Genomic DNA, 26,569 nt, shown 5'->3' with positions numbered 1-26,569 from the left:
TCCCCATGGCCGACGTGTCCCGCGTGCGGCGCCAACTGCCCACCAGCCCCTGGCTGTTCGCCGCCCCCGGGCTGCTCGTCGTCGGCGCCTTCGTGCTCTACCCCTTCGCCTCCACCGTGATCAACTCCTTCACGGACCGGCGCACCCTGATCCCGGGCCACTTCGTGGGCTTCGCCAACTTCCGCGAACTGTGGCACGACGACATGTTCTGGACCGGCCTGCGCAACAGCACCCTGTACATCGTCGGGGTGGTCCCCGCACTCGTCGTACTCCCGCTGCTGCTCGCCCTGTTGGTGCAGAAGAACATCCCCGGCATCACCTTCTTCCGGTCCGCGTTCTACACGCCGGTCGTCGCGTCGATCGTCGTCGTCGGACTGATCTGGGTGTGGCTGCTCGACGAACGCGGCCTGGTCAACTCGCTGTTGGAGACGATCGGCGTCGGACAGATCGGCTTCCTCAGCGACCAGTGGCTGCTCCTGCTGAGCGCGATGGCCGTCACGGTCTGGAAGGGCCTCGGCTACTACATGATCATTTATCTGGCCGCACTCGCCAGCGTGCCACGCGAGTTGCACGAGGCCGCGTCGGTCGACGGCGCGGGCGCGGTGCGCCGCTTCTTCACGGTGACCGTGCCCGCCGTCCGCTCCACGATGGTGCTGGTGGGGGCGCTGTCCTCGGTCGCCGCCTTCAAGGTGTTCTCCGAGGTCTACCTGATGGCGGGCCCGAGCGGCGGACCGGCCGGCGAGGACACCACCCTCGTGATGCTTGTCCAGCGCACCGGGACGGGACTGACCGGCCGGGTCGGCTACGCCTCCGCGCTCTCGGTCGTCGTCTTCGTGGTCACCGTCGCGCTGATGCTGCTCGTACTGCGGGCCGACCGGAAGGAGGACTCGTGAGCGTCATCGAGCGCACAAGGCCCGTCCAGGAGACGGCGGTTCGCGAACCCCGCATCACCGACGAGCACGGCCGCCGCATCCGCGTCTGGGAACTCGCCCTGCGCTACACGCTGTTGCTCATCGTCCTCGCCATCACCGTCGGCCCCTTCGTGTGGCAGCTCTCCACCTCGCTCAAGGGCCCGACCGAGGACATCTACAGCTCACCGCCGACCTTCCTCCCCGAACACCCCACCCTGCACAACTACAAGCGGGTCGCCGACACCATCCCCGTCTGGGACTACGCCTTCAACTCGCTGAAGGTGGCCACCGCCAACGTCGTGACGAACTGCGTCGGTTCGGCCCTCGCCGGCTACGCCCTGGCCCGGCTGCGCTACCGGGGCCGCCGCGTGGCCACCCTCGTCTTCATCCTCGCGATGCTCGTGCCGGTGGAGGGGATCATCATCGCCCAGTTCACCACCATGCGGGAGCTGGGCCTCAACAACACCCTGATCGGGGTGGTCCTCCCGGGCTGCGTCGGCGCGATGAACGTGCTGCTGATGCGCAACGCCTTCCTCAACCTGCCGTACGAGATCGAGGAAGCGGCCTTCGTCGACGGCGCCAACGTGTGGCAGCGGTTCCTGCGGATCGCGCTGCCGTCCGTGAAGGGCACCATCGCGGTCGTCGCGATCTTCGCCTTCATGGGTGCCTGGGACGACTTCCTGTGGCCGCTCATCGTGCTCAGCGACCCGTCCAGGTTCACGCTCACCATCGGCCTCAACTATCTGCACGGCACCTTCGCCAACGACGAACGCCTCGTCGCCGCGGGCACGGTCATCGCCGTGGCACCGCTGATCGCCCTCTTCGCCTGCCTCCAGCGGTTCTTCTTCCGGGGCGTGGGCGAAGGCGCGGTCAAGGGCTGATCGCCGGGTCGAACCCCTTCCGTACGCACCCCGGACTCCTCCCGTACGCACTACAGAACCAGGATCCCGATGTCTTCTGCCGTGCGCTTCGGCGTCAACTACACGCCCAGCCAGGGGTGGTTCCACCACTGGCTCGACTTCGACCTCGACTCCGTACGCGCCGACTTCGACTCGATCGCCGAACTGGGCCTCGACCACGTCCGTGTCTTCCCGCTGTGGCCCTACTTCCAGCCCAACCGGACCCTGATCCGAACGAAGGCCGTGGAGCAGCTGGTTGAGCTGGTGGACGCGGCCGGTGAGCGCGGGCTCGACGTCAACGTCGATGGTCTGCAAGGGCACTTGAGCAGCTTCGACTACCTGCCCGCCTGGACCCGGACCTGGCATCGGCGCAACCTCTTCACCGACGCGGACGTCCTCGACGGCCAGGCCACCTATCTGCGCACGCTCGCCGCCGCCCTCGCCGACCGCCCGAACTTCATCGGCATGACCCTCGGCAACGAGGTCAACCAGTTCTCGGCCGGACCGCACCCGGACCCCGACCGGGCGACCGAGGACCAGATCGACACCTGGCTGGCGCGGATGCTCGCGGCCTGCGCGCAGGGCGCGCCCGGCAAGCCGCATCTGCACGCCGAGTACGACGCGACCTGGTACCAGGACGACATGCCGTTCACCCCGGCCCAGGCCGCTCGCCACGGCGCGATGACAGCCGTGCACTCCTGGGTCTTCAACGGCACCGCCCAACGCCACGGCCGCGGTTCGGTCCCCTCCGAGCACCATGCCGCGTACCTGATCGAGCTGAGCAAGGCGTGGGCCGAAGAACCGAACCGGCCCGTCTGGCTCCAGGAGGTCGGCGCGCCCCAGCCGCTCGTACCCGCCGAGCACGCGGCCGACTTCGCCTCCGCGACCATCGCCAACGCCCTTGACTGCCCCGACCTCTGGGGCATCACCTGGTGGTGCTCGCACGACGTGTCCCGCGACCTCGCCGACTTTCCCGAACTCGAATACGGGCTGGGCCTGTTGACCAACGACCGCCGACCCAAGGACATCGCGCTGGTGTTGGCGGAGGCGGCACGCGAGCCCACGTACACGCCCGCCACCCGCACCACGGCGCTCGTCGTGCCCGCCGATCCTTCCGTCCGCTCGGTCTGCGGTCCCGGCGGGCCGGTCTTCGACGCCTACTTCCGACTCGTCGCCGACGGAGCCCGCCCGGCGACCGTCCTCGACGTACGCGCGGCGGACAAGGAACACCTCGCCGCGCGCGGCATCACCGAAGTCGTCACTCCCGAACAGGTACTCCCCACCCCACAAGGAGGCACCAGCTCGTGAACCCCCAAGGCCCCACCAGACGCACCGTCCTGCTCGCCGGCGCGGCGGCCACCCTGCTGCCCCAACTGCCCACGCCCGCCTTCGCCGCCGCGCAGGCCGCCGCCAACACCGGTCAGCCGTACGCCGGTTACTGGTACCCGGACTCCCTCCCCTCCGGCACCCCGGGCACCGGCATCACCTGGAACAGCCTGAAGACCTGGACCGCCGCGTCGGACGCCGACCTCGCCTTCAACACGGCCGCCGTCCCCCTGGCCGCACGCTTCACCCCGACCCCGGCCAACAGCACCGCCCGCTCCGGACAGGCCCGCATCCAGTCCCTGGTCTCCTTCGGACCGACGTCGAGCAACCCCTCCCAGGGCGCGGCCACCGCCGACTACTACGCGCTCACACACTGGTCCTACCTCGACGAACTCGTCTTCTGGGGCGGCTCGTCCGGCGAGGGCATCATCCTCGCCCCGAACGCGCCCATCGTCGACGCCGCCCACCGGCACGGCGTCCCCGTCCTCGGCAACATCTTCCTGCCGCCGGTCGCCTACGGCGGACAGCTCCAGTGGACCCGCGACCTGGTCCAGAAGGACTCCGCCGGGCACTACCCGCTGGCCGCCCAACTCGTCGCCGTAGCCGCCGCGTACGGCTTCGACGGCTGGTTCGTCAACGCCGAGACCAGCGGCGGGAACACCGCCCTCGGCACCGACACGCAGGGCTTCGTGAGCGAGTTGAAGTCCCTCGCCGCCGCGCAGGGGCAGCGGGTGACCTGGTACGACGCGATGACCGTGAACGGGACGGTCAGTTGGCAGGGCGCGCTGAACTCCTCGAACCAGGCGTTCTTCCAGGCCGCGAACGACATGTTCATCGACTTCCGGTGGAGCAGCAGCACGCTGGCGGCCTCCGGGACCAAGGCGGACGGGCTCGGGCGCAGCCGCTACGAGTTGTGGGCCGGTGTCGATGTCGAGTCCAACGGGTCGAGTACGTCGGTGAGTTGGGACGCGATGGTGCCGACGACCAAGGCGCACATCACGTCGATCGGTTTCTACCGGCCGGAGTGGACCCGCAACCACCTTCCCGCGAGCCGTACCCCGGGCGACTTCCACGCGGCCGACGACCGCTTCTGGACCGGGCGTTCGCTCGACCCTTCGCTGCCGGACGGCACGGACACCTGGCGGGCGCCGGCCGTGTCGGTCGCGGACCGGTCGACGGTGGGCGGCGCGCTGCCGTTCGCGAGCGTCTTCAACACCGGGCACGGGCTGCGGTGGTACGAGGACGGGGTCGTCACCTCGGACGCGGCATGGAACCACCTCGGGTTGCAGGACCGGCTGCCGTCGCGGCGGTGGGTCGTGCGGACGACCGGGACCCGGCCCACGGTCTCGTTCGACTTCGCGGACGCCTGGCGGGGCGGCAGCAGCGTCCTGGTCTCGGGTGTACTCGATCAACCGACGACTGTGGATGTGTACGGTTCACAGCTGCCGATCGGTGATGACACCGTGGTCGACCTGACCTTCCGCACCGACAGTGGCAGTGGCAGTGGCACTGTGAACGTCGAGCTGGCCGTTGCCACCGCCGAACCGAGCACGGCGGGGTCGACACCGCCGTACACGTATCTGCCTGTGAACTCGGTTAACGGCGTGCGGGCTGTGACGGATGTCAACGGGTGGCAGACGGTGACAGTGCCGCTCACAGGGCTCTCCGGCACGCTGTATGTGATCGGTGTACGGCTCACCGCGGGCGATGCGAGCGGAAGCACTGTGAACTGGCGGCTCGGCGGTCTCGCTGTTCGCGATGTCAACGACACCCAGCCGTCCGCAGCCCCCTCCAACCTGCGGATCACCGCCGCCACGGGAGGCGACCTGCGCTTCGCCTGGGATGCCGCGCCCGGCGCCGTACGCCACTACACGCTTCACCGGCTCCTCCCCGACGGCACCCGGCGCTTCCTCGGCGGTACCTGCCAGCGGGCGTTCTTCGTCGGAGGCCTGCAGGCCGAACAGGGTGAGCAGCAGGCGTGGTTCGAACTGCGCGCGACAGGGGAGCTCTACACAGCGTCGGTCCCCGTGGCCGTCGCGCGCACACGTGGTGACACCCGCCCGGCAGTACCCGTGACCCAACCCGCAAGCGAGCTACGGAGCACCCCACATGCATGACGACCGCAGCCTGGTCGAAGCCCGCCTCAAGCGCGTCCTCGAAGAGCGCATCCGTCCCGCCGTGTACCCCGAGTCCGTGCCGCTGGAGGTGGCCGTCTGGCACGCGCCCGACGAGCCGGTGCCCGTGGCCGAGGGGCTCGCCGGCACACCCGAACGGATCGAGGTGGGCGCCCGATGGGGTGCTCCCTGGGGCACCAGCTGGTTCCGTGTCACCGGGACCGTCCCCCAGGAGTGGGCCGGGAAGACCGTCGAGGCGCTGCTCGACCTCGGCTTCGACGAGAACATGCCCGGCTTCCAGTGCGAGGGTCTCGTCCACCGGCCCGACGGCACCCCGGTGAAGGGCCTCAACCCGCGCAACCAGTGGGTCAGGATCGGGGCGCCCGTCGCCGGCGGCGAGGAGGTGCGGCTGCACATCGAGGCCGCCTCGAACCCCGTGGTCCTCGACTACCACCCCTTCCTGCCCACACAGTTGGGCGACAAGGAGACGGCCGGCAGCGAGCCCCAGTACACGCTCACCCGCATGGACCTCGCGGTCCTCGACGAGAACGTCTGGAACCTCGTCCTCGATCTGGAGGTCCTCGGTGAGCTGATGGCCGAGCTGCCGGTGGACTCGGCGCGCCGCTGGGACGTCCTGCGGGCGATCGAGAAGGCGCTGGACGCGGTCGACCTCCAGGACGTCAACGGCACGGCGGAGCACGCCCGTTCACAGCTCGCGGCCGTGCTGTCGACGCCCGCCGTACCGTCCGCGCACCGGATCAGCGCGATCGGGCACGCGCACATCGACTCGGCGTGGCTGTGGCCGTTGCGGGAGACGGTCCGCAAGGTGGCACGCACAACGTCCAACATGACGGCCCTACTTGAGGACGAGCCGGACTTCATCTTCGCCATGTCGCAGGCCCAGCAGTGGGCTTGGGTGAAGGAGCACCGGCCCGAGGTGTGGGCGCGGGTCAAGAAGGCGGTGGCGGACGGGCGGTTCGTGCCGGCCGGTGGCATGTGGGTGGAGTCGGACACCAACATGCCGGGCTCGGAGGCGATGGCCCGTCAGTTCGTGCACGGGAAGCGGTTCTTTCTCGACGAGTTCGGCATCGAGAACGAGGAGGCTTGGCTGCCTGACACGTTCGGCTTCGCGGCCGGACTCCCGCAGATCATCAAGGCGGCCGGTTCCAAGTGGCTGCTGACGCAGAAGATCTCGTGGTCCCAGACCAACAAGTTCCCGCACCACACCTTCCGTTGGGAGGGCATCGACGGCACCCGGATCTTCACGCACTTTCCGCCCGTCGACACCTACAACTGCTCCATGCAGGGCCGCGAGATCGCCCACGCGGCACGCAACTTCAAGGACAAGGGCGTCGCCCGGCACTCCCTCGCGCCCACCGGCTGGGGCGACGGAGGCGGCGGCACCACGCGCGAGATGGTCGCCAAGGCGGCCCGTCTGCGCGACCTCGAAGGTTCCGCGACCGTGGCCTGGGAGACCCCGAAGGAGTTCTTCGAGAAGGCCGAGGCCGAATACCCCGAACCTCCGGTCTGGGTCGGTGAGTTGTACCTCGAACTGCACCGCGCCACCCTCACCAGCCAGGCCAAGACCAAGCAGGGCAACCGGCGCAGCGAACACCTCCTGCGCGAGGCCGAGTTGTGGGCGGCGACGGCTGCGGTCCGGGCCGGATTCCCCTACCCGTACGAGGACTTGGACCGGATCTGGAAGACGGTGCTGCTGCACCAGTTCCACGACATCCTGCCCGGCTCGTCCATCGCCTGGGTGCACCGGGAGGCCCGGCGGACGTACGAGCGGGTCGCTTCGGAGCTGAACGCCATCATCGACGCGGCGCAGGGTGCGCTGGCGGGCGAGGGTACGACCCCGCTCGTCTTCAACTCGGCGCCCCACACCCGCGAAGGCGTCCCCGCGGGCGGAGCCCGGACTCCGGTCGTCCAGGGCGAGACGGCACTCGCGACGCGGGTCGGCGGCGGACACGTACTGGAGAACGGCCTCCTCCGCGTCGAGATCGACGGCCGGGGATTGGTCGTCTCGGCCTACGACATCGAGGCCGACCGCGAGACCGTCGCCCCCGGCCGGGCCGCCAACCTGCTCCAACTCCACCCGGATTTCCCGAACATGTGGGACGCCTGGGACGTCGACGAGTTCTACCGCAACACGGTCACCGATCTCACGGACGCGGACGAGGTCGTGGCCGACGGGAACGCGGTGCGGATCGTGCGGTCCTTCGGCGAGTCCAAGGTCACCCAACTCCTGTCCCTGGCACCCGGGGAGCGGCGACTGCTCATCGACACCGAGGTCGACTGGCACGAGACCGAGAAGTTCCTCAAGCTCGCCTTCCCGCTGGACGTGCACGCCGAACGGTACGCGTCCGAGACCCAGTTCGGGCACTTCCACCGGCCCACGCACACCAACACCTCATGGGAGGCGGCCAAGTTCGAGGCCTGCAACCACCGCTTCGTGCACATGGAGGAACCCGGCTGGGGCGTCGCCGTCGTCAACGACTCGACGTACGGCCACGACGTGACCCGTACGGTCCGCGGCGACGGCGACAACGGTACGACCACCACGGTCCGCGTCTCCCTTCTCCGCGCCCCACGCTTCCCGGACCCCGAGACCGACCAGGGCGTCCACCGCTTCCGGCACGCACTGGTGCCCGGCGCGGGCATCGGCGACGCGGTGCGCGAGGGATGGCGGATCAACCTGCCCGAGCGGCGGGTCGAGGGCGGGCAGGAGGTCGCGCCGCTGGTGAGTGTCGACCGGGACGCGGTCGTCGTCACGGCGGTGAAGCTGGCGGACGACGGGAGCGGGGATGTCGTGGTGCGCTTCCACGAGGCGCACGGGGGACGGGCCAGGGCGACACTGACGGTGGGCTTCGCGTTCGACGCGGTGGAGGTCGTGGACCTGCTGGAGCGGCCGTCGGCCGACGCCGAGGAGGTGACCCGCGAGGGCGATCAACTCGCCTTGCGGCTGCGCCCGTTCGAGCTGATGACGCTTCGCCTCGGACGCTCCTGACCCGGTACGGCTTTCGCCGACGGCCGTGATCGCCCGATGATATGGCGATGAGACGAAGAACGGCCGTCGGCCAGGCCTGGGCCTCGCAACCGGATCCGCTACTGGCGCTCGCCCGGCAGGAGTTGGAGTTCTACGCGGGGGCGTGCGACCGGGCGAGGTGGCTGCACTACACGACGGAACTCGGCGCCCTCGCCGCCACGTCCGCGACGGTCGTGGCGGCGGGCCTGCACGCACCCGCCTGGCTCACCGCCCTGATCGCGGGCGCCGCCGTCTTCTTCACCGGCATGCGCCAACTCTTCAGTCCCGGCTCACGCTGGGTCCTGGCCGCCCAGGCACGGGAGGGTTTGCGCCGTGCGATCGACCGCTACCTCCTGCTCCCGCAGTCCGACCGCGACCCAGACGCGCGGGCCGCCCTGCACCGGGCGATCGACGAGGTGGGCACCAGCGAACTACGCGGATGGACAGAGGTCCAGGGCCAACGCGGCGAACCGCCGCTGCCTACTGGGGGCGCGTGAATGCCGGAACGGTGCGGGCATGTTGGGCCGCTCGCCGCGGGTGTCTGAATGCCGGGACCGCGAGGGGTGCACTTTGACGTCCACCGCAGGGGCGTGAGAGGCGGGGTGGGGTGGGTGTCCTGGGCTGCTCGTTGTTGGCGCCCCGGGACCATGCGGGTGTGTTTCGTCGTTCGCTGCGGGTGTGTGGGAGGCGGGTGGGGCGGGTGTCCTGCGCTGCTCGTTGCAGGCGGCCCAGGACCGCACGGGGTGTGTTTCGTTGTTCGTCGCGGGTGTGTGGGAGGCGGGTGGGGCGGGTGTCCTGCGCTGCTCGACGTGGGCATCTGAATGCCGGGTCCGCGCGGGTGGGTTCCGTTGTTCGCCACGGGTGTCTGCGTGCCGGCTCAGGGGAGGTTCCCTCCGTTGCTCGCAGCAAGGGCCCGCATGGCGGAACCGAGTGCATGCCTTTTGCTCTCTGCTGCGGGCGTCCGATTACCGGGTCAGGGGTGGTGCCCCGCATTGTCCGCGGCAGGGCCCTGTGTACCGGAACCGCACGCTCGTCCTCTGTTGTTCGCCGCAGGCACGGAATACCTGAACCGCGCGGATACCCCCCGGTGTCCGCCGCAGGCGCCGGAAGGACGGGGCAGTGCGGGTGCCCTCAGCTGCCCGCCCCGGGCAGCTGAACCCCCGTTGCTAAGTGCCGAGTTGGGCCCGCAGCCACTCCTCGACCTCGCCCACGTGTGAGGCCGCCGCAGCCCGTGCCGCTTCCGGGTCGCGGGCGACCAGTGCGCGGTGGATCGCGGCGTGTTCGCGGCGGGTGCGGGCGAAGGCGTCCGCTTCCTGGTAGCCGCGCCAGACTCGGGCCCGGAAGGTGCGGGACGAGAGACCCTCCAGGATCGCGGCCATGGTGTCGTTGCCGGCGGCGGCGGCGATCTCGCGGTGGAAGGCGAGGTCGTGGGCGAGGATCTCCTCGGGGTCGTCGGTGGCGTTCATCGCCGTGAGGTGTTTCTCGACCTCGGCCAGCTGGTCCGGGGTGATGCGGGCCGCGGCCAGGGCCGTCGCCGTGGACTCCAGGATGCGGCGGACTTCCAGCAGCTCCACCAGACCCGGGCCGCGCGAGAGGTCGGCGACGACACCGAAGGTCTCCAGCAGGTCGCCGGCCTCCAACTGCGTGACGTAGATCCCCGAACCGTGCCGTGCCTCCAGCACGCCGAGCACGGTCAGCGCGCGGATCGCCTCGCGCATCGAGCTGCGGGAGATGCCCAGTTGGGCCGCGAGGTCGCGCTCGGTGGGCAGCCGCTGGCCCGGCTCCAGGCGGCCCTCGCCGATCAGCGTCTTGATCGAGTCGATGGCGCGCTGCGTCACCGTGCCCTTCGGCGGAGCGGCCACCGGTTCCGTCTCGCTCGGCAGGGTCTCGTCCACGCCACTCCTCCTGTCGCCGGTCCGCGCAGTCTAGCCATGGATGTGGTCCGACCACTACGGCCCGAAACTGCGAAAATTTGGCTCCTGAGGGTGTTGCGGCCCCGAAGTGGTCTGATAAATATTCCGGCAACTGCTCGAACACGCTCGATGAGGAGCCCGACAGATGGCCGGCAGCACAGTGCGGAACGGACGGCAAGGCAGACGACTGACCGCGTGGGCGGTGCGTGCGACGGCTGCGGCCGCGTGCGGCACCCTCGCGCTCACGGCGTGCGGCAGCACCAAGGACACCGGCGCCGACAGCGCCAGTGGCGGCACCGGCAAGGTGGGGGTGATCCTGCCGCTGCTGACCTCGCCGTTCTGGCAGTCGTACAACGACTATGTGCCGAAGATGGCGAAGTCCGAAGGTGTCCAGGCGCTGAAGACGGTCAACTCGAACAGCGACCCCTCGCAGCAGATCACCGACATCAACAACGAGCTGAACCAGGGTGTCAAGGGCCTGGTCGTCGCCCCGCTGGACAGCGCCGCCATCGAAGCCGGCCTCGACCAGGCCGAGCGCAAGGGCGTGCCGGTCGTCGCCGTCGACGTGGCGCCCGACAAGGGCAAGGTCGCGATGGTCGTACGCGCCGACAACGTCGCGTACGGCGAGAAGGCCTGCGAGTACCTCGGCGCGCACATCACCAGCGGCAAGGTCGTGCAGATCATGGGCGATCTCGCGTCCGTCAACGGCCGTGACAGGTCGGAGGCGTTCAGGGCCTGCGTCAAGAAGAAGTACCCGAAGCTCAAGGTCCTGGAGATCCCCGCCAAGTGGGAGTCCGACACGGCCGCCTCGAAGCTCGACACGCTCCTCAACGCCAACCCCGACATCAAGGGCATCTACATGCAGGCGGGCGGCGTCTACCTCGCGCCGACCCTGCAAACCCTCAAGTCCAAGGGCATGTTGAAGACGGCGGGCCAGGCCGGGCACATCACGATCGTCTCGAACGACGGCATCCCGCAGGAGTTCGACGCGATCCGCAAGGGCGAGATCGACGCCACCGTGTCCCAGCCGGCCGACGCCTACGCCAAGTACGGCATGTACTACATCAAGGCCGCGATGGCGGGGAAGACCTTCAAGCCCGGCCCCACCGACCACGACTCCACGATCGTCAAGCTGCCCAGCGGCATCCTGGAGGACCAACTCCCCGCGCCCCTGGTCACCAAGGACAACGTCGACGACCCCAAGCTCTGGGGCAACACAGTCAAATGAGCAGCCCACTGACCACCCCGCTGGTGGAGGCGACGGGAATCGTCAAGCGGTACGGCCCCACCGTCGCCCTCGCCGACGGTCGACTGACCGTACTGCCGGGCGAGTCCCACGCCCTCGTCGGCCGCAACGGCGCCGGCAAGTCCACCCTCGTCACCGTCCTCACCGGACTCCAGGCCCCCGACGAGGGCACGGTCCGCTTCGACGGTGAACCCGCACCCGCGCTCACCGACCGCGACACCTGGCGGAGCAAGGTCGCCTGCGTCTACCAGAAGCCCACCGTGGTCCCCGAGTTGACGGTCGCCGAGAACCTCTTCATCAACCGGCAGCCGCAGTCCCGGGGCGGCGTCATCAGCTGGCGTCGGCTCCGCACCGAGGCCGCCGAACTCCTCGACACCTGGGACGTGCACGTCGACCCCGAGGCGCGCACCGCCGACCTCAAGGTCGAGGACCGCCAAATGGTCGAGATCGCCAGGGCGTTGAGCTTCGGCGCCCGGTTCATCGTCCTCGACGAACCGACCGCCCAGCTCGACAACCGGGAGATTGAGCGCCTCTTCACCCGGATGCGGGCGCTCCAGGAGTCGGGCGTCACCTTCCTGTTCATCTCGCACCACCTCCAGGAGGTGTACGAGGTGTGCCAGACCGTCACCGTGCTGCGCGACGCCCGCTGGATCACGACCGCACCGGTCGCCGACCTCCCGCGCCGGGCCCTGGTGGAGGCGATGGCGGGGGAGTCGATCGCCGAACTGGAGGTCCAGCTCAGGGAGTTGGACACCGAGGCACCCGTCCTCCTCGACGCGCGCGGGCTCACCTCCGAGTCGTACGAGAACGTCGATCTCACCGTGCGTCGTGGTGAGGTCGTCGGACTCGCCGGATCGAGCGGCAGTGGCAAGGTCGAACTGGCCGAGTCCTTCACCGGGTTGTACACGCCCACGGGCGGTACCGCTCAACTCGACGGCGAGCAGCTGCCGTTCGGGGATGTGCAGGCGGCGCTGAAGGCCGGTGTCGGCTGCGTGCCGCGCGACCGGCACGGGCAGGGGCTGGTCTTCGGGATGTCCATCGGGGACAACGCGACGATGACGGTCCTGGACCGGCTCGGCCGTTTCGGGTTCGTCGGCACCGAGCGCAAGCGCGCGTTCGCCACCGAGCTGATCGGCCGGCTCGACATCCACACCGAGGGCCCCGAACAGCCCGTCTCGGACCTGTCCGGCGGCAACGCGCAGAAGGTCGTCATGGCCCGCGCGCTCGCCTCCGACCCCAGGCTGCTGGTCCTCATCAACCCCACCGCGGGCGTCGACGTGAAGTCCAAGGAGTCACTGCTGGCCCGCATGGACAGCGCCCGCGACGACGGCACCGCCGTGCTCGTCGTCTCCGACGAACTCGACGACCTGCGGCGCTGCGACCGCGTCCTCGTCCTCTTCCACGGCCGCGTCGTCGCCGAGCACCCGGCGGGCTGGCGCGACCACGAGCTGATCGCCTCCATCGAAGGAGTGGACCATGGCTGACACCAAGGCGGCCCCGCCGCTCGCCGCCCCACGCGCCACCGGGGCGGGCTCGGCCCGCACGGTCCTGCTCCGCCGGGCCCGTGAACTCGCCCTCGTACCGGCCCTGTTGGTGCTCCTGGTGCTCGGCGCGATCGTCAACGACTCGTTCCTCACCGAACGGAACCTGATCTCCATCCTGGGCGCCTCCGCCGCGCTCGCGATGGTGGTCCTCGCCGAGTCGCTGATCCTGATCACCGGCAAGATCGACCTGTCCCTGGAGTCGGTGGTCGGCATCGCGCCCGCCATCGGCGCCCTGCTGGTCCTGCCGACCGCCGAGTCCGGCTGGGGCACGGAATGGTCGGCCCCGTTCGCCCTCGTCGCGATCCTCGTCGTGGGCGGGATCATCGGCGCCTTCAACGGCATCCTCGTCGTGAAGTTCAAGCTCAACGCCTTCATCGTCACCCTCGCCATGCTGATCGTGCTGCGCGGTCTGCTGGTCGGCGCCACCAAGGGCAAGACGCTGTTCGGCATGCCCGACTCCTTCTTCACCCTGGCCACCAGCACCTTCCTGAACGTCCCGATGTCGGTGTGGCTGGCCGCCGTCTGCTTCGCGATCGCCGGGTTCGCCCTCAAGTACCACCGCGTCGGCCGCGCCCTCTACGCGATCGGTGGCAACCAGGAGGCGGCCCGCGCGGCCGGCATCCGCGTCGACCGGATGCTCCTCGGGGTGTCCGTCGTCGCCGGCGTGCTCGCCTCGGTGGGCGGCATCATGCAGACCGGCTACGTGGGCGCGATCAGCGCCAACCAGGGCAACAACATGATCTTCACCGTGATGGCGGCGGCGGTCATCGGCGGCATCAGCCTCGACGGCGGCAAGGGCACCATGTTCGGCGCTCTGACCGGCGTACTCCTCCTGGGAGTTGTCCAGAACCTCCTCACCCTCGCCCAGGTCCCGTCCTTCTGGATCCAGGCCATCTACGGCGGGATCATCCTGGTCGCCCTCATGATCGCCCGCGTGACGACCGGCCGCGCCCAGGACTGACCCACCGGCCTCCGGCACCCGCACGGCACCGGATCCCTGTTCCCGACCGAAAGGCCCTCCGTGTCCCCGACCCCCGCCCGCGTCATCGCGGTCGACACCTACGACATCCGTTTCCCCACCTCGCGCGAGCTCGACGGCTCCGACGCGATGAACCCGGACCCCGACTACTCGGCCGCGTACGTCGTGCTGCGCACCGACGCGGCCGACGGGCACGAGGGGCACGGGTTCTCCTTCACCATCGGGCGGGGCAACGATGTCCAGGTCGCCGCGATCAACGCGCTGCGGGACCATGTGATCGGCCTGTCCGTGGACCAACTCTGCGCGGATCCGGGGACGTTGAACCGCGAGCTGATCGGCGACAGCCAACTCCGCTGGCTGGGGCCCGAGAAGGGCGTGATGCACATGGCGATCGGCGCCGTGATCAACGCGGCCTGGGACCTCACCGCCAAGCGCGCCGGCAAACCGCTGTGGCAGCTCCTCACCGACGCCGAGCCCGAATGGCTCGTCGGCCAGATCGACTTCAGGTACATCACCGACGCGCTCACCCCGGCCGAGGCCCTCGACATCCTGCGCCGCGGGAAAGCGGGCGCGGAAGGCCGTAGGAACATCCTGTTGGAGCGCGGCTTCCCCGCGTACACCACCTCCCCCGGCTGGCTCGGGTACGACGACGAGAAGCTCACCCGGCTCGCGGTGCAGGCCGTGGCCGACGGCTTCCGGCAGATCAAGCTGAAGGTCGGCGCCGACCTCGACGACGACATCCGCCGTTGCCGGGTGGCCCGTTCGGTGGTCGGCCCCGACATCCGGATGGCGATCGACGCCAACCAGCGGTGGGACGTGGCCGAGGCGATCCGCTGGACCACGGCCCTCGCCGAGTTCGACCCGTACTGGATCGAGGAACCCACCAGCCCCGACGACGTGTTGGGCCACGCCACGATCCGCGCGGCCGTCGCCCCCGTGAAGGTCGCCACCGGCGAACACGTCCAGAACCGCATCGTCTTCAAGCAGTTGCTCCAGGCCGGCGCCCTCGACATCCTCCAGATAGACGCGGCACGCGTCGGCGGCGTGAACGAGAACCTGGCGATCCTGCTGCTCGCCGCGAAGTTCGGCGTCCCCGTCTGCCCGCACGCGGGCGGCGTCGGACTGTGCGAACTCGTCCAGCATCTCTCGATGTTCGACTACCTCGCCGTCTCCGGGACGACCGACGACCGCGTCATCGAGTACGTCGACCATCTGCACGACCACTTCCTCGATCCGGTGGTGATCCGCGAAGGTCATTACATGGCACCCACCGCACCCGGGTTCTCGGCCACCATGCGTCCCGAGTCCATCGCGCGCTACACGTTCCCCGGCGGCACCTTCTGGGCCGCCGACCTCGACCGCCAGAAGGGACACGCGGCATGACCGACTTCGAGGGCCTCAGGGCCCTGGTCACCGGAGGCGCCTCCGGCATCGGCCGGGCCACCGCCGAACTCCTCGCCGAACGCGGCGCGTCGGTGGCGGTGCTCGACCTCGACCCCTCCGGCGTCGAGAAGCCGCTGCTCGGCCACCGCGCCGACGTCACCGACGACGCCTCCGTACGCCAGGCCGTGGCCGCCGCCGTCGCCGACCTCGGCGGACTCGACGTGGTGGTCAACAACGCGGGCATCGGCGCGCAGGGCACCGTCGAGGACAACGACGACGAGGAATGGCACCACGTCTTCGACGTGAACGTTCTCGGCATGGTCCGCGTCGCCCGCGCCGCGCTCCCGCACCTGCGCGAGTCGTCCCACGCGGCGATCGTCAACACCTGCTCCATCGCGGCCACGGCGGGTCTCCCGCAGCGTGCGCTCTACAGCGCCACCAAGGGGGCCGTGTACTCCCTCACCCTCGCCATGGCCGCCGACCACCTCCGGGAGGGCGTCCGTGTGAACTGCGTCAACCCCGGTACGGCGGACACCCCTTGGGTCGGCCGGCTCCTCGACTCGGCGTCCGACCCGGCCGCCGAACGCGCCGCCCTGGCCGCCCGCCAGCCCTCGGGACGCCTCGTCTCGGCGGCCGAAGTCGCGGGCGCCATCGCCTACTTGGCGAGCCCGCTGTCCGGCGCCACCACCGGCACGTCACTCGCCGTGGACGGTGGCATGCAGGGCCTGCGGCTGCGGCCGGTGGGCCAGTGAGCGCCCTCGGGGCGAGCGGGGTCGAGGTCAGCGGGCTGGGCTTCGGCGGCGCGGCGATCGCCAACCTGTACACCGGGGTGAGCGACGACCAGGCACACCAGGCCGTCAACACGGCCTGGCAGCAGGGCATTCGCTACTTCGACACCGCACCGCACTACGGCCTCGGGCTCTCCGAGCGGCGCCTGGGTGCGGCCCTGCGCGAGCACCCGCGCTCGTCGTACGCGATCTCCACCAAGGTCGGACGGCGCCTGGAACCCGTGGAGACGGCGACCGGCGACGACCTCGCCAACGGCTTCGCCGTGCCCGCGACCCAGCGCCGCGTGTGGGACTTCAGCGCCGACGGAGTACGCCGAACCCTGGACGCCAGCCTGGAACGGCTGGGCCTCGACCGCGTCGACATCGTCTACCTCCACGACCCCGACGACCACGCCGAACAGGCCTTCCGCGAGGGCTATCCGGCCCTGGAGAAGCTCCGCGCGGAGGGTGTCGTCGGGGCGATCGGCGCGGGCATGAACCAGGCCGAGATGCTCACCCGGTTCGTCCAGGACACGGACGTGGACGTCGTGTTGTGCGCGGGCCGCTACACCCTGCTCGACCAGAGCGCCCTCGCCGAACTGCTCCCGGCCGCCGTCGCACGCGGCAGGTCGGTGGTCGTCGGCGGGGCCTTCAACTCCGGTCTGCTGGCGGACCCGAAGCCGGACGCGACGTACAACTACGCCCAGGCACCGGCGGAGTTGCTGGACCGCGCCCTGCGCATGAAGGCCGTGGCCGAGCGTCACGACATCACTCTGCGCGCCGCCGCCCTGGCCTTCTGCGCGGCCCACCCGGCCGTGGCCAGTGTCCTGGTCGGCGCCCGGTCGGAGGCCGAAGTACGGGACTGCGCCGAGCAGTTCGCCCTCCCCGTGCCCGCCGCGTTCTGGCAGGAACTGCGGGAGGCGGGACTCCTGTCGACGGACGCCCCCGTCCCCACCCGGGAGCCGTCATGAGAGTCGCCCTGCACACCAAGGTCCGCCCCGACCGCATCGCCGAGTACGAGAGCGCCCACCTCGACGTCCCCAAGGAACTCACCGCCGCGATCCGCGCCGCCGGTGCCACCTCCTGGACGATCTGGCGCAGCGGCACCGACCTCTTCCACGTCCTGGACTGCGACGACTACGCCCGCCTGCTCGCCGAGTTGGACCAGCTCCCGGTGAACGTGGCCTGGCAGGCCCGCATGGCGCAGCTCCTCACCGTGGTGCACGACTACTCCGGCGAGGGCACCGACGCCGGCCTGCCCGTCGTATGGGAGCTGCCGTGACCGTCGACGCCCACCACCACGTCTGGGATCTCTCGGTCCGCGACCAGGACTGGATCACCGGCCCCGAACTCCAGCCCCTGCGCCGCGACTTCACCGTCACCGACCTCGAACCCGAGGCACGGGCGGCCGGCGTCGACCGGACCGTCCTCGTCCAGACCGTCACCGTCGCCGAGGAGACCCCGGAGTTCCTCGCCCTCGCCGACGCGCACGACCTGATCGCCGGAGTCGTCGGCTGGATCGACCTCACCCGTCCCGACATCACCGACGAACTGGCGCGCCTGCGCGAACTCCCCGGCGGCCACCACCTCAAGGGCATCCGTCACCAGGTACAGGGCGAACCCGACCCGAACTGGCTGCTGCGCCCGGACGTACGCCGAGGCCTCACGGCAGTCGCCGACGCGGGACTCGTCTACGACCTGCTGGTCCTGCCCCACCAGTTCCCGGCCGCCGTGGAGGTGGCCGCAGCCCTGCCCCAACTCACCTTCGTTCTCGATCACTTGGGCAAGCCGCCCATCGCCTCGGGACAGCTGGAACCCTGGACGACCTCTCTCCGCTCCCTCGCCGCGCTCCCCAACACGTACTGCAAGCTGTCGGGACTGGTCACGGAGGCCGACTGGAAGACCTGGAGCACGGAGGACCTCCACCCGTACGCGGACACCGCACTCGACGCCTTCGGGCCGGGCCGCCTGATGTTCGGCTCGGACTGGCCGGTCTGCACGCTGGCGGCGACGTACGGCCAAGTAGCGGATGCGGCCGGCGAGTTGACGGACGACCTCAGCGCGGCTGAACGCGCCGAGGTCCTCGAAGGCACCGCCACCCGCGTCTACGGCCTCTGAGTTTCTGCCGCCGCCAACCGCGTCGGCGGCAGAAACTCCCGCACGAACGTCCGCTCCCAGCACGCGCCCGTCTCCCGCAACTCCCGCCAACTCGTGTAGCGGTAGCGGAAGAGACGGGCCCGGACGAAGTGCGGCGGCGCGTCGGGCGGGAACGGGGAGCGACGCAACAGCCGTAGCGTGTCCCGGTCGTTCTCCAGGAGGCGTTCCACCAGGGCGCCGAACCACGGGTCGGCGTAGCCGGGGGAGAGGGCCGCGAACCACATCATCCAGTCCAGCCGCAGATGGTACGGCGCGAACTGGCGTGGCCAGCGCCGTGGATCGCCCGGCTTGCCCCTGAACTCGTACTCCCGCCAGTCGGAGTCCTCGCGGGGTACGGCGTCCGTCGTGCCCTCCACCACCACCTCGTGGCGGACGCGGCTGACGGTGCCGAACGCGCCGTAGGAATTGACCAGATGGAGCGGGTCGAAGGAACGGTTCATGATCTGGCGGCGGGAGATCATGTTGCGGACCGGGCGGTGGCTGAGCCAGAGCAGGAGGGCGGCGACCGCGACGACCACGGCCTCGTACCAGAGCGGTGGGTCGGGTACGTGCGGTGGTGTGTGCGGGAACCGGATCGCGGAGAGGGCGAGCACGATGGTGATCCAGTTCAGCCAGGAGAAGTTGCCGGACAGGACCAGCCACAGTTGGGTGGCGATCATCAGGGACGCGGCGGCCGTCGCGATCGGCTGAGGGGTGAACAGCAGCACGGGGACGATGAGTTGGGTGACGTGGTTGGCGGCGACCTCCACCCGGTGCAGCGGTCGGGGGAGGTGGTGGAAGAACCAGCTCAGCGGGCCCGGCATCGGCTGGGTCTCATGGTGGAAGTCCAGACAGGTCAGCTTCCGCCAGCACGCGTCGCCGCGCAGCTTGATCAGGCCCGCGCCGAACTCCACCCGGAACAGGACCCAGCGGAGCAGGAACAGCACCACGACCGGCGGGGCCACCTCGTCGTTGCCGAGGAAGACGGCGAGGAAGCCGACCTCCAGCAGCAGTGACTCCCAGCCGAACGCGTACCAGGTCTGGCCCACGTTGACGATCGACAGGTACAGCACCCACGGCACCAGCCACAGCAACATCCCGGCCCAGAGCGGGAGTCGGGAGTCGAGCCCGGCCGCCAGTGCCGCCGACACCGCGCAGCCCGTCCCTGCGCAGGCCGCGAAGAAGCGGTCCGTGTAGTGGAGTTGGAAGATGCCCGGGGCCTGGTGGAACGGCGTCCGGGCGAGGAGGCGGGGGACCGGCAGCATGCCGTGTTCGCCGATCAGCGCGCGGAACTGGCGGGCCGCCGTGAGGAACGCGACCAGGTAGACGCCGGCCAGAGCCCGCTGGAAGACCAGTCGGCTCAGCCAGTAGTCGGGTGCGGTGAACCAGGCCATGTCCGGTGCGTTCCTCCCTTCGTCTTCACGCCTGAAAAGACCTTCACTCTCCGTGTTCCATGCCTCCGGTTGCGTAACCCAAGTGAGTGAAGCAGACAATAGTGGCGAATCACCCGGCTTGAGGCGGGAGAGCACGGTGCGCATATCCACCGGAACCATCGCCACGGCCTGCGCGCTCTCGGCGACGCTCCTCGTCGCCGGGTGCGGCGGCGACGGCGGCAAGGACACGAAGCCGAGCGGCGAGGTCTTTCTGCAGCCCGTCGCGGCACAGGGCCCCGACCCCTTCACGGACTCCACGGCCACCGCGCCGAGCGTCCCACCACGGGTCACCCGAACGCCGCAGTCCACACCTCCGAAGTCCTCGCCTCCCCGGGTGACACCCACGGGGACCATGTCCACGCCCTCCGGCCACATGCGTTCCGTCTCCGGTGCCACGCCCGGTCTGTACGGCGGGACCGCGCGGACCGGCAGTTGTGACGTGGAGCGGCAGATCTCGTATCTCACCCGGGACCAGGCCAAGGCCGGTGCCTTCGCGCAGGCCGAGGGGATCTCCCCGGGCGGGATCCCCGGCTATCTGCGCGGCCTGACCTCGGTCGTGCTGCGTGCCGACACCCAGGTCACCAATCACGGGTTCCGGGACGCTCGGGTGACCGGGTTCCAGTCGGTGCTGCAGTCCGGTACCGCCGTGCTCGTCGACAACCGGGGCGTGCCCCGGGTCCGCTGTGCCTGCGGCAACCCGCTCAAGGCGGGTGCGGCGGGCCAGGGCGCGATGGCTGACGGCGGTCGGCCTTGGTCCGGGTTCCGGCCCGCCGAGGTGGTCGTGGTGACCCCGGCACCCCAGGTGATCACCAACATCACGATCATCGACATCGTCGACAACACGTGGATCGAACGGCCCCTCGGGCATCGCGGGCCCCATCACGACCACGTCGTACCCCGGCCGCCGCACATGCTGCCGACGCCGACACCGTCCCGTACGGGTCCGTCGCCGCGACCGCACGACAGCGGGTCCAGTGCCTCGCCCGGCGATACGAGTCCGTCGCCGAGCAGCAGCGCGAGTACTTCTCCGGACGCCTCTCCGAGCATCTCGCCGAGCGACGGGAGCGCGTCCCCGAGCGACGGCCGGAGCCCCGCCCCGGAGAAGTCCGCCACCGACTGCGTCACCCCGACCGTCACGGTCACCCCGGGCGCGACCGGCGACGCACCCGGCGAGCCACCCTCCCCGGGGCCCACCGACTGCCCCGCCGCCACCGTCACGGCCACCCCGACGACCAGCCCGCCCGGCAGCACGTCCACCCCCTCGCCGCGCGGAGCCACTCCGGGTGCCGGGACGCCCTCCGCGTCGGAGCCGTCCCAGGGCCAGGACTCCCCGGACGAGATCGGTCCGCCGAGCGTGCCGGAGACCCCCGACCTGCCCGACGGCGGCGGGCTGATCCCCGACGACACCACCACCGGCAGCATCTTCGACAGCCCCACGAGCGTGTTCGACGGCTGACCGCGCAGGGTGCCGCGTAGCGCTCGGACAAGTCGAAGAATCGGGCAAATCCTGGCAAGGTGGGCCGCATGGTTGATCGGGGAGCGAGCGCCCTGTCACTCCCGGACGACTGGCCCGCCCACCCGGACCCGATCCTGGCGCTCAACCGCATGGGCAGCTTCGACTGGGACCTGGACAACGGCCTGTTCCACATGGACGCCCAGGCCCACGAGGTCTTCGACCTGCGCCCCGACGAATACGACGGCCGCCCCGAGTCACTGGAGATCCGGGTACCGCCGACGGAGGGCTACCGGCTGGACGGTCTCGTCTCCCAGGCATTGAAGGACGGCAGCGAGAACTACGGCGCCTACTTCCGGGTGCGGCTGCGCGACGGCACCCTGCGCTGGACCCACACCCAGGGCTACATCCGGCGCGACGAGACGGGTCGCCCGCGCCGGATCATCGGCATCCTCCGGGACGCCACGCGGGAGCTCGCCGAGAGCGCGGCCCGCCGTGAGCAGGCGGCCCAGGACGCGGCGCTGCGCCGGCAGACCAACGTCGTCCAGCTCACCACCGCCGCCCTCGCGCACGCCCGTACCGTCCAGGACGTCATCGACGTCCTCAAGGACACCCACGGTCTCGTCCACCTCGGCGCGACCAGCCTGGTCATGGGCCTGGTCGAGGCCGGCCGTATCCGGCTGGTCGCGGAAGGTCCCGAGGACAGCTTCGTGCCCGGCACGGAGGTCACCCGGATCGACGAGCAGTACCCGATGGGGGAGGTCGTACGGACCCTCGCGCCGGCGTTCATCGAGTCGCCGGAGGAGTTCGCCGAGCGGTATCCGCTCCTGTGGCCGCACATCACCGAGCTGAACATCACCGCGGCCGCCTATCTTCCGCTGATCGCGCAGGCGCGGCCGATCGGGGCGATGGGGCTGCTCTACAGCGACCGGCGCGGGTTCTCCGCGGACGAGCGCAACGTGCTCGTCGCGCTGGGCAGCAGCATCGCGCAGAGCCTCCAGCGCGCCATGTTCTACGAGCAGGAGAAGGACCTCGCGCAGGGTCTTCAGCAGGCGATGCTGCCGCGCGCGATCCCGAGTGTCCCGGGCGCCGATGTCGCCGTGCGCTACCGGTCCGCGAAGCTCGGGCGGGACATCGGCGGTGACTGGTACGACCTGATCCCGCTGCCGGGCGGGCGGGTCGGCGCGGTCATCGGCGACGTCCAGGGGCACGACACGCACGCAGCCGCCGTCATGGGGCAACTGCGCATCGTCCTCAAGGCGTACGCCGCCGAGGGGCACACCCCGGCCACGGTGATGGCCCGCGCCTCCGTCTTCCTCCACGAACTCGACACCGAGCGCTTCGCCACCTGCCTCTACGCCGAGGTCGACCTGTCGACCGGAGTGGTGCAGGTGGTCCGGGCCGGTCATATCGACCCGCTCGTGCGGCAGTTGGACGGGACCTCCCGTCGGATGACCGTCGTGGGCGGGCTGCCGCTCGGGCTCTCCGCCGAGTTCGGGCGGCTCGAATATCCCGTCTCCACCATCGAACTCGACCCCGGCGAGACCCTGTTGCTGTGCACCGACGGCCTCGTCGAACAGCCGGGAGCCGACCTCGACGACGGCATGCAGACCCTCGCCGCGCTCATCGCCTCCGGCCCCGACGACGTACGCGACCTCGCCGATCTGCTCATCGACGTGGCCGAGGAACGCGGCGGCGAGGACGACGTGGCGCTGCTCCTGCTGCGCCGGCGCGGGCTCGACGCCCCGCAACCCGGCGGGCGGCTCCAGCAGCATGTGGCCCCCGGTGACTCCGAGGCCCTCACCGAGGCGCGGCACATGATCCGGGCCGCGGTCCGCGCATGGGGCGCGGGCGAGCGTTCCGACGAGGTGGAGCTGGTCGCCGACGAGCTGATCACCAACGCGCTGACGCACACCGAGGGGTCCGCGATCGTCACCCTCAGGGTCCTCAACGGCACCGAACGCCGGCTGCGCGTCGAGGTCGAGGACTCCTCCAGCGCCCTCCCGCGCCGCCGTGAGGCGGGCGAGAACGGTGTCTCCGGGCGCGGTCTGCTCCTCGTCGACCTGCTCACGGACGTGTGGGGCGTGGAGGCACGCGGCAGCGGCAAGTGCGTGTGGTGCGAGTTCCTGTTCCCGGACCGCACCTGATCCGGCACGACCTGACCCCACGGGCCTCTGGTGGCACCCTGGACGTATGCCGGAACTCCCCGAGGTCGAAGCGCTGAAGGACTTCCTGACCGAACACCTCGTCGGCCACGAGTTCGTACGGGTGCTGCCCGTCGCCATCAGCGTCCTGAAGACGTACGACCCTCCGCCCACCGCGCTGGAGGGGCACGAGGTGGTGGCCGTGCACCGCCACGGCAAGTTCCTGGACGTCGAGACGGCCGACGGCCCGCACTTCGTCACCCACCTCGCCCGCGCGGGCTGGCTGCACTGGAAGGACCGCCTCCCGGACGGCCCGCCCCGCCCCGGCAAGGGCCCGCTGGCGCTCCGCGTGGCCCTGGAGACGGGCGAGGGCTTCGACTTGACGGAGGCGGGCACCCAGAAGCGCCTCGCGGTGTACGTCGTCGCCGACCCGCAGGAGGTCCCGGGCATCGCCCGCCTGGGCCCCGACCCGCTCGCCGACGACTTCGACGAGACACGCTTCGCCGCACTCCTGAAGGACGAACGCCGCCGGCTCAAGGGCGCCCTGCGCGACCAGACCCTGATCGCCGGGGTGGGCAACGCGTACAGCGACGAGATCCTGCACGCGGCGAAGATGTCCCCGTTCAAGCTCGCGTCGTCACTGACCCCGGCCGAGACGCACACGCTCCACGAGGCCCTGCGCACGACTCTCGAAGAGGCCGTGGAACGCTCCCGAGGCGTGGCGGCAGGCCGCCTGAAGGCGGAGAAGAAGAGCGGCCTACGCGTCCACGGCCGCACCGGCCAGCCCTGCCCGGTCTGCGGCGACACCATCCGCGAGGTCTCCTTCAGCGACTCGTCGCTCCAGTACTGCCCGACCTGCCAGACGGGCGGCAAGCCGCTGGCGGACCGGCGGATGTCGAAACTGCTCAAGTAGCTACCAGGGCACCCCCGTCCCGTCCCACGACAGGAACCGCCCCGTAGGCCCGTCGTCCGGCAGCAACGCCAGGTCGACGGCCCCCCTCGCCGCCTCCGCCGGATCCCCGGCGCTCGCCGCCGCCCGTGCGTTGAGGTCCGTCGCCCGGAGGCCGGGGGCCAGCGCGTTCACCTTGAAGCCCGCTGCCGCGAGGGACTGGGCGTAGAAGAGGGTCAGGGCGTTGAGGGCCGACTTCGACGAGCGGTACGCGGCGCCCGAGCCGGCGTGGAGGGCGAACTCGCGGTCCGGGTCGGCGCTCCAGGTCAGGGAGCCGGTGCCGCTGGACACGTTCACGATGCGGGGGTGCGGGGAGCGGCGCAGGGCCGGGAGGAAGGCGTTGGTGACGGCCAGGACGCCGAAGACGTTCGTCTCGTAGGTGCGGCGGAAGTCGTCGAGGGTCGCCTCGGGTGCGGGGCCGCTGCCGGCCATGATGCCCGCGTTGTTGACCAGGACGTCCAGGGCGTTCACCTGCCGCGCCGCCGCCGCGATGCTGTCGGGGTCCGTGACGTCGAGGGTCAACGGCCTTGCGCCGCCGCCCAGTTCCTCGACGGCCCGTTCGCCCCGGCCCGCGTCGCGCGAGCCGACGTAGACCGTGAATCCCTCGGCTACGAGCAGGCGGGCGATCTCCTTGCCGATGCCCTTGTTCGCGCCGGTGACCAGTGCTGTGGAATCGTTCATGGGGACCACGATTCCGCAGCCGGGACCGCCGAACCAGGGACAACCGATCCCTGGCAGCCGGAGAGCGGGCGGAGCGTGGCCGGCCGGCTGTCGGAGGGAGGCACCGTGAGCGGGAAACAGGAACTGGCCCGATTTCTGCGGGGGCGGCGGGAGTTGCTGATCCCCGCCGATGTGGGGTTGGCCGGTGAACCGTCCCGGCGGACCCTCGGGCTGCGGCGGGAGGAGGTCGCCGAGTTGGCCCACATGTCCGTCGACTACTACGCCCGACTGGAGCAGGGGCGCGGGCCGCGTCCGTCACCCCGCATCCTCGACGCCCTCACCGGAGTGTTCCGGCTCGGGCCGGCCGAGCGGACCCATCTGTTCCGGCTGGCGGGGACACAGGTGACGCCGCTCGCCGCGCCGGTGCGGAGCGTCCGCCCGCATGTGGCCGCCCTGTTGAGCCGTATCCCGGACACGGCGGCCATCGTCACCGACGCCACCTACGACGTCATCGCCTGGAACCCGCTGGCGGGTGCCGTCCTCGGCGGCGATCTCGACGCGCGGCCGAACCTGGCGCGTCGGCGGTTCCTGGGGCGGCCCCAAGAGAGTTCCAGCGCCGAGGAGTTCGGCCACATCGTGGTGTCCCGGCTGCGGCGCGCCGCCGACCGTTACCCCCACGACCCGGGACTCGGCCGTCTGCTGGCCGAACTGCGCTCCGGGAGCGAGGAGTTCAGGGCGATCTGGGAGACCGACCCGGTGCACGCCCCCGGCCACCGCACCAAGACCCTCACCCACCCGGAGGCGGGCCGGCTCCGGGTGAACTGCGATGTGCTCACCGTCCCGCACGACGACCAGGAGGTCGTCTTCGTCACCGCGGACCCGGGGACCCCCTCCGCACGGGCCCTGCGGCAACTGGCCGCCCCGGGACGGGACATCAGTGCGAGGTGAGCCGTACCAACCGCTGTCCGTCGGCCGTCCGCACGTCGTAGTGGTCGATCTCGGTGGGGTGCATCGCCGAGCCCCCCTGCATCGTGATCATCGTCGCGTCGTGCTCGGGCACCATCCAGCTCGTCACGGTCTGCTCGGAACCGTCGCGGCCGACGACCACGAGACGACAGGATCGAGGGCCCGCACCGTCCTTGATCTTCAGGGAGACATCACTGCCGTAGTTCTCGTTGGCGGCCGTGACCTGTGCCCACACGCCCGACTTGGCGTCGGTCGCCGTGAGTTGCACGGCACCGTCGCCGTGCGCGGCGAGGGTCGCCACCGCGGGACCGCCGACGGCGAACACCACCGAGGCGGCCACGGCGTACAGAAACCGCCGCCGTCCGGCCCGATGGCGCGTGGCCACCTCGCCGAGCAACCGGTCCAGGAGCCGCGGACCGGGTTGTGCCATGGGGTGCACAGAGCGCGGCGTCGCACGCCGGTACAGCATCAACTGCCGTGAGGCGGGACCGAATTCGGTCACATGAGCCGCGCAACTGGTGCACTCCATGAGGTGATCCTCGAAGCGGAAGGCGTCCGCCTCGTCCAGCACGCCGAGCGCGTACGCGCCGACGTCGCGATGCCTTTCCAGGGACCTCATGCCGAATCCTCGTGCCGTTAGGTGCGGGTGGGGTTACTCCTTGCTCCCATCGGTACGCACCAGACAGTCGAATCACTCAAGGCACACAGAATCCCAAGC

Annotated in this window: 22 protein-coding genes; 18 read left to right on the top strand and 4 right to left on the bottom strand. The window is 70.5% G+C overall.

Annotation, left to right across the window (positions count from 1 at the left end; all coding sequences use genetic code 11):
• Positions 1–5 precede the first annotated feature (5 nt).
• The 6 genes from OG226_RS07790 (at position 6) to OG226_RS07765 (ending at position 8,775) form a co-directional block, all read left to right on the top strand.
• Positions 6–893, top strand: coding sequence for a carbohydrate ABC transporter permease (locus OG226_RS07790; RefSeq protein ID WP_328675992.1), 888 nt, complete (start codon positions 6–8; stop codon positions 891–893).
• Positions 890–1,792 carry a carbohydrate ABC transporter permease gene (locus OG226_RS07785; protein ID WP_328675991.1) on the top strand — a complete coding sequence of 301 codons (903 nt, stop codon included), beginning with the start codon at positions 890–892 and terminating at the stop codon, positions 1,790–1,792. Before OG226_RS07790 ends, OG226_RS07785 begins: the two co-directional genes overlap by 4 nt.
• 69 nt (positions 1,793–1,861) lie before the next feature.
• Positions 1,862–3,118 (top strand): glycoside hydrolase 5 family protein, encoded by a 1,257-nt coding sequence (locus OG226_RS07780; protein ID WP_329348386.1) that lies wholly within the window; start codon positions 1,862–1,864, stop codon positions 3,116–3,118.
• Positions 3,115–5,253, top strand: a complete 2,139-nt coding sequence (locus OG226_RS07775) for an endo-beta-N-acetylglucosaminidase (RefSeq protein ID WP_329348385.1) — start codon at positions 3,115–3,117, stop codon at positions 5,251–5,253. The genes OG226_RS07780 and OG226_RS07775 overlap by 4 nt, the downstream gene beginning before the upstream one ends.
• Entirely contained in the window at positions 5,246–8,260 is a 3,015-nt protein-coding gene (locus OG226_RS07770) for an alpha-mannosidase (protein WP_329348384.1), read from the top strand. Before OG226_RS07775 ends, OG226_RS07770 begins: the two co-directional genes overlap by 8 nt.
• A 47-nt stretch (positions 8,261–8,307) precedes the next feature.
• Entirely contained in the window at positions 8,308–8,775 is a 468-nt protein-coding gene (locus tag OG226_RS07765) for a DUF4231 domain-containing protein (protein ID WP_328675987.1), read from the top strand.
• A 669-nt stretch (positions 8,776–9,444) separates the two neighbouring features.
• Here OG226_RS07765 and OG226_RS07760 read toward each other — a convergent pair.
• Positions 9,445–10,173, bottom strand: a complete 729-nt coding sequence (locus OG226_RS07760; RefSeq protein WP_329348383.1) for a FadR/GntR family transcriptional regulator — start codon at positions 10,171–10,173, stop codon at positions 9,445–9,447.
• Between the two features lie 163 nt (positions 10,174–10,336).
• On the opposite strand from OG226_RS07760, the gene OG226_RS07755 reads away from it, so the two are divergent.
• Genes OG226_RS07755 through OG226_RS07720 form a run of 8 tightly spaced genes read left to right on the top strand, consistent with a single transcriptional unit; the run spans position 10,337 to position 18,228 of the window.
• Positions 10,337–11,419 (top strand): sugar ABC transporter substrate-binding protein, encoded by a 1,083-nt coding sequence (locus OG226_RS07755; protein ID WP_328675985.1) that lies wholly within the window; start codon positions 10,337–10,339, stop codon positions 11,417–11,419.
• Positions 11,416–12,921 (top strand): sugar ABC transporter ATP-binding protein, encoded by a 1,506-nt coding sequence (locus OG226_RS07750; protein ID WP_329348382.1) that lies wholly within the window; start codon positions 11,416–11,418, stop codon positions 12,919–12,921. The genes OG226_RS07755 and OG226_RS07750 overlap by 4 nt, the downstream gene beginning before the upstream one ends.
• Positions 12,914–13,942, top strand: a complete 1,029-nt coding sequence (locus tag OG226_RS07745) for an ABC transporter permease (protein ID WP_329348381.1) — start codon at positions 12,914–12,916, stop codon at positions 13,940–13,942. Before OG226_RS07750 ends, OG226_RS07745 begins: the two co-directional genes overlap by 8 nt.
• A 60-nt stretch (positions 13,943–14,002) precedes the next feature.
• Positions 14,003–15,343 (top strand): L-fuconate dehydratase, encoded by a 1,341-nt coding sequence (locus tag OG226_RS07740; RefSeq protein ID WP_329348380.1) that lies wholly within the window; start codon positions 14,003–14,005, stop codon positions 15,341–15,343.
• Positions 15,340–16,095 carry an SDR family NAD(P)-dependent oxidoreductase gene (locus OG226_RS07735; protein ID WP_329348379.1) on the top strand — a complete coding sequence of 252 codons (756 nt, stop codon included), beginning with the start codon at positions 15,340–15,342 and terminating at the stop codon, positions 16,093–16,095. Before OG226_RS07740 ends, OG226_RS07735 begins: the two co-directional genes overlap by 4 nt.
• Positions 16,092–17,081: an aldo/keto reductase gene (locus OG226_RS07730; RefSeq protein WP_328675980.1), complete on the top strand. Its 990-nt coding sequence runs from the start codon at positions 16,092–16,094 to the stop codon at positions 17,079–17,081. The genes OG226_RS07735 and OG226_RS07730 overlap by 4 nt, the downstream gene beginning before the upstream one ends.
• On the top strand, positions 17,078–17,392 hold the full coding sequence (locus OG226_RS07725) for an L-rhamnose mutarotase (RefSeq protein WP_329348378.1): 315 nt from the start codon (positions 17,078–17,080) through the stop codon (positions 17,390–17,392). The genes OG226_RS07730 and OG226_RS07725 overlap by 4 nt, the downstream gene beginning before the upstream one ends.
• On the top strand, positions 17,377–18,228 hold the full coding sequence (locus tag OG226_RS07720) for an amidohydrolase family protein (RefSeq protein ID WP_329348377.1): 852 nt from the start codon (positions 17,377–17,379) through the stop codon (positions 18,226–18,228). The genes OG226_RS07725 and OG226_RS07720 overlap by 16 nt, the downstream gene beginning before the upstream one ends.
• Here the strand turns inward: OG226_RS07720 and OG226_RS07715 are convergent.
• Positions 18,216–19,640, bottom strand: coding sequence for a lipase maturation factor family protein (locus tag OG226_RS07715; RefSeq protein ID WP_329348376.1), 1,425 nt, complete (start codon positions 19,638–19,640; stop codon positions 18,216–18,218). The genes OG226_RS07720 and OG226_RS07715 overlap by 13 nt on opposite strands.
• A 136-nt stretch (positions 19,641–19,776) precedes the next feature.
• On the opposite strand from OG226_RS07715, the gene OG226_RS07710 reads away from it, so the two are divergent.
• From OG226_RS07710 to OG226_RS07700, 3 genes are all read left to right on the top strand, one after another.
• The gene (locus OG226_RS07710) at positions 19,777–21,135 is read left to right on the top strand and encodes a DUF6777 domain-containing protein (RefSeq protein ID WP_329348375.1); all 1,359 of its coding nucleotides are present in this window, start codon (positions 19,777–19,779) and stop codon (positions 21,133–21,135) included.
• Positions 21,136–21,203: 68 nt separating this feature from the next.
• A complete protein-coding gene (locus tag OG226_RS07705) occupies positions 21,204–23,279 on the top strand; it encodes a SpoIIE family protein phosphatase (protein WP_329348374.1) in 2,076 nt (691 codons plus the stop codon).
• Positions 23,280–23,325: 46 nt separating this feature from the next.
• Positions 23,326–24,189, top strand: a complete 864-nt coding sequence (locus OG226_RS07700) for an Fpg/Nei family DNA glycosylase (RefSeq protein WP_329348373.1) — start codon at positions 23,326–23,328, stop codon at positions 24,187–24,189.
• On the opposite strand, the gene OG226_RS07695 is transcribed toward OG226_RS07700, so the two are convergent.
• A complete protein-coding gene (locus OG226_RS07695; RefSeq protein WP_329348372.1) occupies positions 24,190–24,906 on the bottom strand; it encodes an SDR family oxidoreductase in 717 nt (238 codons plus the stop codon).
• A gap of 105 nt (positions 24,907–25,011) precedes the next feature.
• On the opposite strand from OG226_RS07695, the gene OG226_RS07690 reads away from it, so the two are divergent.
• A complete protein-coding gene (locus OG226_RS07690; protein ID WP_328675972.1) occupies positions 25,012–25,833 on the top strand; it encodes a helix-turn-helix transcriptional regulator in 822 nt (273 codons plus the stop codon).
• Here OG226_RS07690 and OG226_RS07685 read toward each other — a convergent pair.
• Positions 25,820–26,470 (bottom strand): zf-HC2 domain-containing protein, encoded by a 651-nt coding sequence (locus OG226_RS07685; RefSeq protein WP_328675971.1) that lies wholly within the window; start codon positions 26,468–26,470, stop codon positions 25,820–25,822. The two genes, OG226_RS07690 and OG226_RS07685, sit on opposite strands and share 14 nt — an antisense overlap.
• Positions 26,471–26,569: the final 99 nt, after the last annotated feature.

Origin of the sequence: Streptomyces sp. NBC_01261, from assembly GCF_036226385.1 — a bacterium.
Lineage (GTDB): Bacteria > Actinomycetota > Actinomycetes > Streptomycetales > Streptomycetaceae > Streptomyces.
Note: the sequence above shows the minus strand (reverse complement) of the source record. Positions and strands in the feature narration are given on the sequence as shown.